Below are 13861 nucleotides of genomic sequence, written 5' to 3' on the forward strand. Positions count from 1 at the left end.
GGGGGAGAAGCTATGGATTTTCCTATTGTTCATACAAATTTTTGGGATGCTGTACTTGCCGTGCCTGTTGTACTTGTACTGACGCAGATTGCAAAAGTAGTCTGTCCGATTCCGCGTCATTATGTTCCGATGCTCGCAGTTTTATTAGGATTAATAATTTCTATTTTTTATAGCCATCGCGGAAATCTTTGGGCAGGCGTTTTCATGGGGTATTTTTATGGTTATGCCGCAATCGGGAATTATTCATCTTTACGAACTGCTGTTAGACATTTACGGAATGATAAAGAAAACTAGCCGTTAGGCGAAGACAGAGGTGTTGTTACATTTACACTTTGTTCCTAAAACTTCCTGCTATATCAAATTCGTTTCTAGCTGAAAATTTCTATCTTCTTAAAGTGTGAAAAAACAAGATATCTCTTTTAGGACAACAATTATTCAACCGCGCAGCGGCTATTTGCACGGTTGAATAAGATAACAATGTTTTAAATTGTATATACAGACTTAAAGACCTACACATGCACATATCGATGAAATGACTTTAGGATATCCATGGTGATACGTTGGGAACTATCTTTTTTATATAAATTAGCTAAAGCAGTTCGCATCTGTTTCAACCGATTTGTTTGTTGTAGCAAGAGTAATGTTTCTTTTACAACGGCTCCTTTATCACGCAGAACAATAGAAGCCCCTCTTCCATTGAAGAAAGATGAATTTTCCTGTTCCTGTCCGGGCACTGGCTTGTACAATACGGTTGGCAATTTTTTGGCGATCGCTTCAGATAATGTAATGCCGCCTGGTTTCGTAATCATTACGTCAGCTAATTCGTATAGCTCGTGAATATGTTCTACATATTGGAAAAGCCTTAGTCTATCCCCATATATCGGTACTAGACTGGTTAGCTGCTGATAGAGACGCTTGTTTCGTCCGCAAACAACGAGTAATTGAACTGTAGAATCTTGAAGCAGCCGCTCTGTAATCCACCTTATATGCTTGACTACCCCTTGTGCACCTGCTACAACAAGTACCTTTTTGTATGCTGCTTGTAATCCATATTTATCAAGCATATAGTTAAGGTTGCGGGCAGTCTCAAATTCCTTGCGAATTGGAATGCCGCTGACATATACTTTCTCTGGTGAAATGCCATTTACAACAAGTTTCTCTTTCACTTCGTCTGTAGCAACATAATAGCGGTCGATTTCTTCGTGAATCCATGTGCGATGGAGACAATAATCGGTCACAATTGTATAAAGCTGAAATGGGTATTTTTTTTTCTTGCGTAGCTCGGGAACTGTACCAACAGGAAAAGTTGTAATGACAATATCGGGCTGCTTTGCGTTTAAAATGTCCTCTAGCTGTTTCTCTCCGAGCCGTACATACCATTTCGTGGCTTTTGTTCCATACCTTTGGTCCATGAAATAAAAAAATTGCTTATAAAGCGAAGGGGCTATTGTGAATGCTTGTTTATATAAAAATTTAGCTACTTCGTTCCAATATGGATACGCATGTGCATATAAGTCGTAAATCTGAACAGTGCCAATACCGAATTTCTCAAATGTATGCTTGATTACATTTGAGACCTGGTTATGGCCGTTCCCAAAACTTGCGGTAATAACTAATATTTTAGGTTCCTTCATCCCAAATTTGTATCCTTTCTGAAATTCATATTTCAAATGTTTAGGCTCAGTCGAAGCAATGTTCTTCAATGTGATTCGAAGTATATAATAAAAACCTTTATGAATGATGAAAATAATATGAGAATTTTTTCATATATCGGGGGATAGGAGCTGTTTCAACGATTAGAAGATGAGAAATTTTTCATGGTTTTTTCATTTCGATTCAACTTGCTGCACGTACAATAAAGCTAAAAGGAATTTGTGTAAAAAGATGTTTCGTCTCTTATTTTGGACAAGATGTCTTTTTTGAGAGCTGTACCTTTTTGTTATAATAAAGAATGCTATTACTTTTGTTAGATAGGGAGCAAAAATGGAACATATTTTGATTATTGAAGATGAAGAAAGATTAGCCGAATTTTTGGAACTCGAATTAAGATATGAAGGGTATGAGGTGCAGATTGCACATGATGGGCGTAAAGGCTTAGATATAGCAATTCAGCAGGATTACGACATTATCTTGCTAGACTTGATGCTGCCTGGATTAAATGGAATCGAAGTCTGTCGGCGTTTGCGGACCGTGAAGGATACACCTGTTATTATGCTGACTGCCCGCGATAGTGTGATGGATCGTGTAACAGGTTTAGATAGCGGTGCGGATGATTACTTACCAAAACCATTTGCCATTGAAGAGCTGCTAGCCCGTATGCGTGTTATTTTACGAAGAGAACAAAGACGCAATGATAGGAAAAAGCTTGTTCTCACTTTTAAAAATCTGGAATTAGATGTGGAGTCCCGTGTCTTGAAGCAGGATGAACAAATGATTGAGCTCACTAATAAAGAATTTGAACTGCTTGCTATGTTTATGAAAAATGTGAATCGGGTACTAACAAGAGATGTCTTATTAGAACAAATATGGGGATATGATTGTGCTGTTGAAACAAATGTGGTGGATGTATATGTTCGCTACTTACGTAATAAACTTAGCGATTCCGACAAAGAGACATATATTCAGACAGTCCGTGGCGTAGGGTATGTGATGAGATGATAAGGATACAAAAGGCTCTGCGGAATTTACCGATTAGATGGAAGCTGACTTTATGGTCGACTTTTCTAATTTTTATTTTGTTTGCGAGTTCTAATTTGCTGCAATATGTTGTGATTAACCGTTGGACAATGGGTTACGAAAAGCAGCAGCTAGATTTGTACATGACAGAGGTACGCACTTACCTAACAGATCCGAAAACCGCATTTTCCGTGAACAACGTAGTTGATAGTCAAGAGTTTCTAGCTAGTGTAAATGTAAAGCATCAGCTCATTCGCATTTTGGACGCGCACGGTCGTGTTTTGGCTTCAGTTTCTCGCGATATCCCAGAGAATTGGATGAAGCCAAAGTCTGTCTCTTCCGTCGAGTATGTAACAAAGCGGCACTGGGAGAACCAAATATTGATTGCGCGTGCTCCCGTAGCCACGCAATCTTTTACAGGAACCATTGAAATCATTCGTAATACAGAAATCTTCGATAAATTTATTGACACTGTTTTTTTAGTAATGCTTGTTGCCGGTGTTGGTGGATTGATTCTTAGCTTCTTAGGCGGTACGATTATCGCAAAGCAATTGCTTACGAAGGTGCAGATTATTACCGATACGATGCATCGAATTCGTCAAAACGGCCTCATGGAACGCGTGCCGATTTCAAAAAATAATGATGAACTAGCTAAGCTCGGGATATTATTTAATGAACTGATGGATGATATGGAGCAATCTTTTATGCAGCAGAAGCAATTTGTAGAAGATGCATCACATGAACTTCGAACGCCGCTAGCCATTATTCAAGGGCATTTATCTATGTTGAACCGCTGGGGGAAAAATGACTCTATCGTACTAGAGAAATCTCTTCAGGCTAGCTTAAAGGAAGTAGAGCGGCTCAACGGATTAGTAGCCGAATTGTTGGAGCTATCTCGTGCTGAATCAGATCAAACGAAAGTAGCTATTGAGCCAGCCAGCGTAGATGAAACTATAGAACGCGCGGCAAAGAATTTTCAAGTATTGCATCCAACCGTATCTTTTTCTAAGCAGCTGAAAGCCGAGGGTACAACTATCCACATGTCTGCCAGACATCTGGAACAGGTTATTGTTATTTTATTAGATAATGCAGTCAAATACTCGAGAGCAGGGCAGCAACTGGTTAGAATTGAAAGTCTTTTAAAAGAAGGAAATGTTCACATTCGCGTATCAGATAAAGGAATCGGTATTCCTGCAGCAGATTTGCCCTTTGTATTGAATCGATTTTATCGAGTGGATAAAGCAAGAACGAGGAAGCAGGGAGGAAACGGTCTCGGCTTAGCGATTGCGAAAAGACTGGTGAATAAGTATGGAGGGCATATAGCACTCGATAGCGTAGAAGGAGAAGGAACGACGGTGTCGTTATCGTTCCCTATTTTGTAAAGCATCGAGGAGTGAGCGCTTGTTTGATGTGTTTTGTAAAAGAAGATGGTATTTGACTTGCACTTTAAGAAAGTATAAATTTCTAGCTAGAAGACAATTGAGAAAAAGATAAGAAAGCTCTCATTTGTTATATTATGAATTACAGCAGCATCTGCATATTGCATAGAGAGAGTTCAAAAAAAGGATAGATGCAGCATCCTGCGCTGCATCTATCCTTTTTTTGATTATTGCTTTATATCATTCAGTTTTATGCTGCTAATCTAAACGCTAGTGGATTAATGTAAAAATAACATGGGATCCACTGCATTAGATTTGTCGATGTTCCAGTCACCTTCATGAATTTCAAAGTGTAAATGCTGTCCTTGTGACGCTCCGGTGTTCCCCATAACACCAATTTGCTGTCCTTGCTGTACAACTTGTCCTTGTTCAACAGAGCGGCTGCGCATGTGAGCATAAACGGTCGTATATGTTTTTCCATCCTTTTGATGAGAAATAAAGACTACATTTCCATAGCTGTTTGAATAGTACGAGCGGATCACTGTTCCTGCTGCTGCGGCTACGATAGGAACTGCTCCAGAAGAAGCGATATCAACTCCTTTATGATTTTCATTTCCTCTCATGCCGAAGCCAGATGTAAATGCACCAGCTGCTGGCTTGATAAAGGTCGTCGAATCTGTTAGGAGCGGTTCTTGATTTGTCATTTCTGTCGGTGTTTCATTTAGTTTTTGCTCTAAAGCTGCTATGGCAGCAGTTTTCTCTGCTTGGTTTTTTTCTAATTCTTGCTGTTTTTCTTTGATGGAGGCCGCATATGTCTGCAATGCAGCTTCCTTAGCTTCTAAGCTGTTTTTTTCTTGTTCCAATTGTTTCTGATCTAATTGCTGTTCATTGAGCATGTTTTCATCAGATTGGAAAATTAGGCTAAGTGAATATATGCTATCTAGTAAATCAGTCATACTGTTTGTTTGTACTAATGCATCTGTTACAAGTTGTTCTTGTGGTTGAGATTGTAGTGCTAGCAATCTTTCTTTTAGTATTTCTTTTCTTTGCTGGGTTTTTATTTCGAGTGTTTCAATTGACTGCTTTTTTAAAATAATTGATTCTGCGGTCTCTTGAGTTTGCTGCTCTGTAGCCGCTAACTCTGCTTGTGTGTTTGTAATCTCCTGATCGAGTTGCTGTAACTGTTGTTTTAGTTGTTCCAGCTGCTGTTGTTCAGGTGCATCTGTGTGCTCATTTGATATATGTTGAAGAAAGGGGTCTCCGTCTTCTGTTGCTGTTTCGGCATATGCGGGAAGCGCAGCAGACCCCATTATCATGCTTATCAATAATACCATTCGTATTGCTTTTGTTCTCCTCATTTTGATAATCCTCCCCTGTATTCTCCACATAAATTTATAGCATGGCTGGGAAGGAACTCAGTCGATTGTAATAAAAATGTAAATGATCTTTAAAAAAGAAAAGGTATTTTGTCGTTATGTTTACAAATTTGTTGCAAGTTGAGGAATATAGAAATAATACTTGTCAAGTAAATTTCACCTTCCTAAAGTGCAATGAGAAAAAGGCTGTCCTCTATTTGTGTAGAAGGCAGCCGTTCTGTGAAATGCTCTTGTCTTAAGAAATGACTGAGAACGCTGCGGCGTTTATTTCAACAGTTGCTGCAATAGATCGAGATTTTCTTTAGATCCCGTTACTAATAATATATCTTTATGGTGTAATTTTGTATCCCCACGAGGAACGAGCGAATTCTTTCCTCGCATGATTTGCAGAATAAGTACATCTTCTACTAGTGGTAAATTTCGAATAGCAATTCCATCGTACTTATGTTTTGTTAATCGAATTTCCCGAATTGTATCATGGGATTTTTCGATGAGTCGCAGCAAGCTTGGGTTGTCAATTAACGCCTTGAGCAGAAACCGTGTAGAATTTAAAGTAGAAAATACATTAATGTGCTCATAGGTTGCTCTGCTTTGTAATGCTGGATCTTCTATTTTTGTAATAATATGCTCTAAGCCAAGATATTTGGCATGTAGTGCGAGTTCCAAATTTTGAGGATCTTCATCTGTCGCAAAAACAAGGTAGTCAGATGTAAACACCCCAGCCTGTGTTAGAGTAGAGATCGAAAAATCTTTTACAGAAAGTAATGGCAAAGCTGCCTCTTCTTCATTTTCTTTGAACATATGCTTGAAGTGCATAGTATTGTATAATGTAACATCGTATCTTTCATGGAGTAAGTCCAGTGATAGAGGAAGAGTAACACGATTCACCCCTACAATTGCTACTTTTTTACGATCAACCTCAACCTTTGGGAATACTTTCTTAAATAAAATCGGTCCGATAATACATGTGATGATGGCACTTAAAACGAACGCAGCAGAAAGGCTGGCCTCAATGATTCCAAGCCTTTCGCCAATTTGAGCAGCGGCAATGACAAGAGATAGGGTAGAGGTCAGCAGAATAGATGAACCAATTACGATATTCCACGAATACCACCTCCGCAGTATCAGTGATGGTACGAGCTTGGAAAGGAATAGTGCAGCTAGTAAAAGCGGGATAATTAGAATACTGGATGGATTTTTAACAATTGACCATAGCTCTAGGTTTATGCCAACCATCACAAAAAAAATAGGGATAAACAGGCCATAACCGATCGATTCGAGCTTTTCAGTAATTTCGGGATTGGGAGATAGAAGTGAAACAAGTACACCGGCCAAAAAAGCTCCTAAAATATTTTCAGCGCCTATGCGCTCTGACAGCCCAACGAGAATGAGAATGAGCGCAAACACAGCTCGTGTATCAATTTGTATGCTGCCTCTTCGAAGATGTTCCATGAAGTGCAGCTTCCGGAGCCAACGTGCTATTACATATAGAATAACTCCAGCGGCAAATAATAAAAGTAAAAGCCACATATTTTGTCCATCAGTTGAGTGCAGACCAACAAACACAGCAAGTAAAATCATAGTAACAAGGTCTGCAATAACGGCAGTTAATAAAATAGTCTGGCCGATGCTTGTTTTACTAACGTTGCCATCCTTTAAAACTGGTACAACTACTCCTAATGAAACAGTGGATATAATAAGTGTCATAAAAAAGGAGTTAGAAACAAATCCAAACTGTACGAATGTGAGCGATAAAAGGTAAGACAACCCGAATATCAATAGAAAGACAAAGCTGGCAGTACGAAAAGCATGTGGTTCTTTTGCGGACTTTGTATTTTGGCGAAATAAGGAAAAATCGATTTCTAAGCCGCTTAAGAACATGAGAAAGATAAATCCAAGTGAAGAAAGAACCTCAAGCCACATTTCTGTCTGAACAATATTTAAACCGCTTTTCCCAACGATAATTCCTGCCAATATCTCAGCGACGACAACAGGAAAGCTCCCCAGCCGAAAACGCTGCAGCAGGACTGGAATTAAAAAAGCAAGTGCAACTACAATCGTAAGTGATAATAATGAAGATTGATGCTCCACGGCTGCCCCCTCCTCATATCGGATCAAAAATCATTAAAGATTAAGAAGTCGTTAGCTGGACACTAGTAACAGTTTTTGTATCGTTAATAAGATAGAATATGAGCCCCTTTTTGAATACATATATATTCAAGTATCGACAAAAGCATTCGAACTCCCTCATTAAGATTATTGCCAAGCGATCATTGTTAAGAACCAATAGTCCAAGGTTTTAATAAGTATGACCAAAATTCAATGTGAAAGGAAATGTAGTTAACCGATAGGTCGTAGGTTCGAATCCCTTTTTCTCTGCCATACATATTTGTAAAACTTGTACGTGAAGAATATATAAGAAACTTTCAAAAAATATAAAATAATTAAGAGAGAAACCGTTGACAAGACGTAAATGGAAGAATATAATTCAAATTGAAAACGATTCCGGAATGATAGAGTGTTCGGGTATTTATTTTTTAGCTAAAAAAGGAACCGGTTCCTTTTTTGTGAATGGACAAAAAGCTTTTCTGTATAAGAAAGCGTTATCAGTTTAATCAAAATTACTTATATATAGGGGGAATTAAGATGTTTAAGAATTTATTTAAGAGTAAGAAGGTCGAAAAGGACACTGCTATTTTAGCGCCATTAGAAGGTGCACTGCTTCCGATAGATGCAGTTCCAGATCCTGTATTTTCTCAAAAAATGATGGGAGATGGCTTTGCGGTAAATCCAACAAACGGAACAGTTGTATCACCTATAGATGGAGAAGTGGTTAGTGTATTTCCTACGAAGCACGCGGTAAGCCTGCAGGATGTTAATGGGAGGGAAGTCCTAATTCATGTGGGACTGGAAACTGTTACCCTAAAAGGTGAAGGATTTACTGTGTTTGTAAAGGATGGACAAGCTGTTAAAAAAGGACAGAAGTTATTGGAAGTTGACTTTGCATCGATAAAAGATAAAGTGCCTTCTATCATTACACCAGTAGTGTTTACAAATTTGAAAGAAAATGAAAAGGTAGTTATAGAGGGACAAGAAATAAAAGTTATCTAATATACGCTAATGATTGGGAGAGCAATCAAGAAAAAGGAGATGGAACGAATGATGCCATCTCCTTTTTCCTTAGTCTCCGATGAGTTGAAACAGTGCATGGTGCAAACATAGCTTCCAAAGAAGAAGGGATGTTTTTATCATCAGGCCGATGCCTTTTGCACTCCTTTGACTTCCCTTTTGCACTCCTTTAACTCCCCATTTGTTTTTGAAAATCAAATGTTGAATTCCTTTTTGTAGAGGTTACGTAGTTGCTGCTAGCAGCTCCCATCCCAAAAATAAAGAGAAGAATGGCTGCAGCAACCAAGATAAGTAAAGGAATAGTCCAATTGTGAGTCAGGTCATGTACAAATCCAAAAAGAATCGGCCCGGCTGCTGCTAGTAAGTAACCAACAGATTGAGCCATGCCTGATAATTCAGCTGCTTCATGTGCGTTACGAGTACGCAAGGTAAAAAACATAGTAGCTAAGCCAAAGCCTGACCCGGTGCCAATGCCAAGCAGTATAACATATAAGGGCACGAAGGCAGTTGCCCCACTAAGAAGTCCAATGTAGCCGAGAAGCAAGACAGCTACAATGAAACCAACAAGGCCGCGTTGATTTGAACTGCGGCTTGCTATGATCGGCACAATAAAGGTAGGCGGAAGGCTTGCAAGCTGCGCTAAAGACAGGAGCCATCCTGCTGCGGATTGGCTAACTCCCTGTTGGTGAAGAATAGCAGGAAGCCAAGTAACAACAGAATAGAAGACAACAGACTGTAATCCCATGAACATAGTTACGTTCCATGCTAGTTTGGAATGCCATAAAGATTCTTTTGTATGAACGGAACTGCTGCGGGGCTTATGGGTTCGCAATTGCGGGATCCAGACCGCAATGGATATGAGAGACAGCAGTATCCAACAAGCAAGAGAAATACGCCAACCAAAACCTAACCCTTGAGTAAGAGGAATGCTGATTCCGGATGCGATCGCTGCCCACATATTCATGGAAGCTGAGTATACACCTGTCATAAGTCCAACCTTATACGGAAATTCCTGTTTGATTAAACTTGGTAAAAGTACATTACATATAGCGATTGCAATACCAATCAAAGCTGTACCGATAAACAATGTACCCGTCACTGGTACAGAACGGAGGATAATCCCTACTGCGAGCAAAAGCAAGGCACCAAATAGTGTATACCCCATCCCTATATTGCGGGCAAGTTTAGGCGCAAGCGGTGAAAAAAAAGCAAATGCAAGCAACGGCAAAGTTGTCAGCATTCCTGCTAATGTATTGGACATCCCTGTATCCGACTGAATGAATTCCAAGATAGGTCCTACACCTGTAAGAGGAGATCTCAGATTAGCGGCAGCACAGATAATTCCTATAATAAGTATCCAGGTTTTTAAACGGGAAGAAGAGTGTGCTTTAGCCACAGTATGTTTTGAATGCATATGATTACTCTCCTTGACTTTCATGTTGTAGAGTAACATGAGATGTTTGAATAGCTGCTTTTAATGGCTTAGGCTTAGAAGTTACAAGAGTGATACTGGCAACAATCAAAATAAGCCCTATGAGCAGGGAAATGGTGAATGCTTCATTAAAAAAGATGATACTTGCTAATAAGGAAATGAATGGAATGAAAAATGTGTACGATGCTACTTTACTTGCATCTCCTGAGTTGACGAGTTTGAAAAAAACTAACCAACCTGCCGCAATGACGAAGACCGAAATAAAAAGTAAATCCCAAATAAATGCCGCGTCCCAAATAATATTGGACCAGCTCTCAAATTTGGAGCCAACTCCTATCATGAAAAGGCCGCCGATGATAAGCTGAAGCGTAGTGAGCCAGATGGAATCTACAGCATGGCCTGCTTTTTTCACAAATACCGTTCCAATGGCCCAACTAAAAGCACAGCCTAGAGCGAGAACAATGCCTAGAACTGAGATATGACCAGATAATCCCTTGGCACCTACAGTTGCGACACCAGCAAATCCAAGGAATAAACCAAAAATTTTTAATCCGAACATGGATTCCCCAAGCCATGCCCAAGAAAAAATTCCGAGCAGCACAGGCTGGAGGAATACAATAATTGAAAACAGTCCAGCAGGCAGATAGCCTAATCCTACAGTTTGAAGCCCGTAAAATAAAATGATATTAAATGCAGAAGAAACCAGATATATATGCCATCTTTCTTTTAAACGCATCTGTTTATACCTTGGTATTGCAACAATTAATAATAGAAGTCCCCCTATTAATGTTCGTATACCTGCGAATAGCAGGGGCGGTGTATAGGAGAGAGCGAACTTGGATAAAGGCCAATTTACTCCCCAAACCAAAACTAAAAACACGATAAGCAAAGCGGTTCGTGTTCGGGAAAGCTGTTCCATCAGATATCACTCCTTGTTATATCTTGCTGCACTATGATAAGCTATTTGTTAGGATAAATAAAATGAATGTTTTTTATAAGGAGCATAAGTATTTAGTTATGACCATTACGCAGCTTCAAGTATTTGTAAAAACGGTTGAGGTGGGGAGCTTTACAAAAGCAGGACAAGCACTTAATATGACACAACCAGCTGTTAGTCATGCAATACTCAGCATTGAATCTGAGTTAGGCGTCACACTTTTTATTCGTGATCGCCGTAAGGGATTAATTCTTACTGATGTAGGAAAACGTATCATTGTTCACATTCGGGAGATTTTAATAGGGATCGAAAAGATTGAACAAGAGGTAGCTGTTGAAAAAGGTCTCGAAGTAGGAACAATCCGCATCGGCAGTTTTCCGAGCGCCTCTGCTCATTTTCTGCCAAAAATCATCCGTGTCTTTCGGGAGAAATATCCTAAATTAGAGCTTGTTTTGCATGAAGGTACACTTGAGGAAGTGAATGAATGGTTATTGACCCGGGTGATAGATGTCGGGATTATCATCCTTCCAAGCGAAGAAATGGATACTCTTTCACTCGCTAAGGATAAGATGGTTGTTGTCCTGCGAGATGATCATCCGTTGTATATAAAGCCATCCATTAGTATAAAGGATTTAGAAAATGAGCCATTAATTGTATTTAAAGGGGGATATGAATCTCCAATTATCGATATGTTTCATCAGGCTAAAGCAAGGCTTCGAAAGGAATTTACTGTCTCGAATGTAAGCACAGCACTAAACATGGTACAAGAAGGATTAGGGCTGACGATCTTAGCTGAAATGTCGTTCTCAACTCTTCCGCCCAATGTTAAGGTCAGGAATCTAAATCCGCAGGTTTGGAGGGAAATTGCTTTGGCGGTTCCTTCATTAAAGGAAACTTCGTTTGCTGTACAGGTATTTATTCAAATGGTACGCGAAGTATTTCATTGAAAAAAGTTCACGGATAACGTGAACTTTTTTCAATGTCGGAAATTTTTAGGAGAAGAAACAGATTACTTGCAGGCTGGTGTTAGTGATCTTAAAGAAGTTTGTTGAAAATAGCATGCTCTCATAATAGGTGGGATGATAAAAAGTTTATAATTTTTTATCATTTTTAAAAATTAACTATTGAAAAAGCGTTTTCATAGACTTATAATCTAACTAAACCGTTTTACTAAATCGGTTTATCAAAAGGAAGGAGGGTGTAACTTGAAACAAGTTATAGTTCCATTAAATGCTTACAAAGCAGAAAGAATGACAGAGCTAGAACAGGAGGAGCTGATTTCCGCTATTGCGAAAGCAGGTGCAGATGGAGTAGAAATTCGTCGTGAGCTATTGCCGCTCGAGACACTTTCTTTTTCTAAGTTAGGACGGCATATTCGCTTCCAAAACTTATTTTCCATCTATTCTGCACCAATTGAATTGTGGAAGGAGGCTGGACAGTTTAATCATCACCTTGTAACGCTGGCATTGCATGAAGCAAAGGAACTCGGTGCAAATATGATTAAATTTCCACTGGGGCATTTTCAAAGTGGAATCTCTTGTCTGCAGGAGTTAAGCGAGGCATGGGAAGAAGAATATGCTGCATGCGTGCTGCTTGTGGAAAATGACCAGACAGAGCATGGCGGGAATATGAAACGCTTGAAAGCCTTTTTTGAAAACGCTGCTGCTTCTCATGTACCTGTAAAAATGACATTTGATGTTGGAAATTGGGCGTACACAGGGGAAGACGTATACGAAGCATTAGAACAATTACGTCCTTACACAGTGTATGTGCATTTGAAGCACGTGGAGAAAAAGGACGGATCATTCATAACGTTGCCTTTGCCATTTGATATGGATGCAGCGTGGAGAACAGTCTTAGCTCAGTTTCCTAACAACGTTTTGACAGCGTTGGAATTTCCGCTTGCATCTGGGGAGATGACGAAGTGCTATGTAAATACGATAAAAGAACAAGAGAGTAAGGTGAAGCAATATGACAAAGCTTGATGTAGTAACATTTGGCGAAGCAATGACAATGTTTATTGCTAATGAAGTAGGGTCATTGCATAATGTGCAGCAGTATACTAGGTCACTGGCTGGAGCTGAGACGAATACAGCAATTGGATTTTCCAGATTAGGGCTGCAAGCTGGCTGGGTTAGTAAGGTAGGGGATGACGCTTTTGGAAAATACATCGCGCAAGCTTTGCAGAAGGAATGTGTTAATATTGAACAAGTTTTAGTTGATTCCCGCTTCCCAACCGGTTTTCAGCTAAAATCAAAGGTAACAGCGGGAGACCCGGAGGTACAGTATTTTAGAAAGGGCTCCGCAGCGAGTTACTTAAGCGTTGATGATTTTAATGAAGAGTATTTCTTGTCAGCAAGACATTTGCATATGTCAGGTATTCCGTTAGCGATTTCGGTCCACACGAGGGAATTTGCCAATCATGCACTTCGTTTTATGAAGAAGGCAGGAAAAACGGTTTCCTTTGATCCGAATTTGCGACCGTCTTTATGGAATTCAAAAGAAGAGATGATTCAGGTTACGAACGAAATTGCTTTCCAAAGCGATTATGTGCTTCCAGGCATTGCGGAGGGAAGGATTTTAACAGGACATGAGAGGCCAGAAGATATTGCGGCATTTTATTTGGAGCAGGGGGTAAAGCTGGTCGTGATTAAGCTTGGTGAGAAGGGAGCATTTTATCAAACAGCGCAGAAAAAAGGTATGGTAGCTGGTTATAAAGTAGAGCATGTTATTGATACAGTCGGTGCCGGTGATGGCTTTGCTGTAGGAGTTGTTAGCGCTTTATTGGAAGGGTTTTCGGCAGAGGAATCTGTTGTGCGCGGGAACGCGATTGGCGCACTTGCAGTTCAGTCGGCGGGGGACAGTGACGGTTATCCGAATCGGGAGAGATTAGAGGGATTTATAAACCAAATTTTAACAGGGGTGAGATAAT

At 39.7% G+C, this 13861-nt stretch carries 12 protein-coding genes; 7 read left to right on the forward strand and 5 right to left on the reverse strand.

The annotated features are described in order from the left end of the window. Positions 1 to 12: 12 nt before the first annotated feature. On the forward strand, positions 13 to 294 hold the full coding sequence (locus EP737_RS01260) for a hypothetical protein (RefSeq protein ID WP_129726110.1): 282 nt from the start codon (positions 13 to 15) through the stop codon (positions 292 to 294). A gap of 215 nt (positions 295 to 509) precedes the next feature. Here the strand turns inward: EP737_RS01260 and EP737_RS01265 are convergent, their stop codons facing one another. Beyond that, complete coding sequence (locus EP737_RS01265) at positions 510 to 1634, reverse strand: MGDG synthase family glycosyltransferase (protein WP_129726111.1); 1125 nt, start codon at positions 1632 to 1634, stop codon at positions 510 to 512. 349 nt (positions 1635 to 1983) lie between these two features. On the opposite strand from EP737_RS01265, the gene EP737_RS01270 reads away from it, so the two are divergent. Both EP737_RS01270 and EP737_RS01275 read left to right on the forward strand, forming a co-directional pair. Then, a complete protein-coding gene (locus EP737_RS01270; protein ID WP_129726112.1) occupies positions 1984 to 2658 on the forward strand; it encodes a response regulator transcription factor in 675 nt (224 codons plus the stop codon). Then, complete coding sequence (locus EP737_RS01275; protein WP_129726113.1) at positions 2655 to 4058, forward strand: HAMP domain-containing sensor histidine kinase; 1404 nt, start codon at positions 2655 to 2657, stop codon at positions 4056 to 4058. Before EP737_RS01270 ends, EP737_RS01275 begins: the two co-directional genes overlap by 4 nt. A gap of 275 nt (positions 4059 to 4333) precedes the next feature. On the opposite strand, the gene EP737_RS01280 is transcribed toward EP737_RS01275, so the two are convergent. After that, complete coding sequence (locus EP737_RS01280) at positions 4334 to 5413, reverse strand: murein hydrolase activator EnvC family protein (RefSeq protein ID WP_165350647.1); 1080 nt, start codon at positions 5411 to 5413, stop codon at positions 4334 to 4336. A 282-nt stretch (positions 5414 to 5695) separates the two neighbouring features. Then, entirely contained in the window at positions 5696 to 7522 is a 1827-nt protein-coding gene (locus EP737_RS01285) for a cation:proton antiporter domain-containing protein (protein WP_129726115.1), read from the reverse strand. 555 nt (positions 7523 to 8077) lie between these two features. Between EP737_RS01285 and EP737_RS01290 the strand changes: the two genes are divergently transcribed. Beyond that, complete coding sequence (locus tag EP737_RS01290) at positions 8078 to 8542, forward strand: PTS sugar transporter subunit IIA (RefSeq protein ID WP_129726116.1); 465 nt, start codon at positions 8078 to 8080, stop codon at positions 8540 to 8542. 187 nt (positions 8543 to 8729) lie between these two features. Here the strand turns inward: EP737_RS01290 and EP737_RS01295 are convergent, their stop codons facing one another. Next, entirely contained in the window at positions 8730 to 9998 is a 1269-nt protein-coding gene (locus EP737_RS01295) for a CynX/NimT family MFS transporter (RefSeq protein WP_205650849.1), read from the reverse strand. Next, the gene (locus EP737_RS01300) at positions 9979 to 10911 is read right to left on the reverse strand and encodes a DMT family transporter (protein WP_129726118.1); all 933 of its coding nucleotides are present in this window, start codon (positions 10909 to 10911) and stop codon (positions 9979 to 9981) included. Before EP737_RS01300 ends, EP737_RS01295 begins: the two co-directional genes overlap by 20 nt. A gap of 98 nt (positions 10912 to 11009) precedes the next feature. Between EP737_RS01300 and EP737_RS01305 the strand changes: the two genes are divergently transcribed. From EP737_RS01305 to EP737_RS01315, 3 genes are all read left to right on the forward strand, one after another. Further along, positions 11010 to 11876 (forward strand): LysR family transcriptional regulator, encoded by an 867-nt coding sequence (locus tag EP737_RS01305; RefSeq protein ID WP_129726161.1) that lies wholly within the window; start codon positions 11010 to 11012, stop codon positions 11874 to 11876. A 258-nt stretch (positions 11877 to 12134) separates the two neighbouring features. After that, positions 12135 to 12914: a sugar phosphate isomerase/epimerase family protein gene (locus tag EP737_RS01310; RefSeq protein WP_129726119.1), complete on the forward strand. Its 780-nt coding sequence runs from the start codon at positions 12135 to 12137 to the stop codon at positions 12912 to 12914. Next, complete coding sequence (locus EP737_RS01315) at positions 12901 to 13860, forward strand: sugar kinase (protein ID WP_129726120.1); 960 nt, start codon at positions 12901 to 12903, stop codon at positions 13858 to 13860. Before EP737_RS01310 ends, EP737_RS01315 begins: the two co-directional genes overlap by 14 nt. Position 13861: the final 1 nt, after the last annotated feature.

The sequence above is a fragment of the Ectobacillus funiculus genome, from assembly GCF_004138295.1.
In the GTDB taxonomy this organism is placed as follows: Bacteria; Bacillota; Bacilli; order Bacillales; family Bacillaceae_G; genus Ectobacillus; species Ectobacillus funiculus.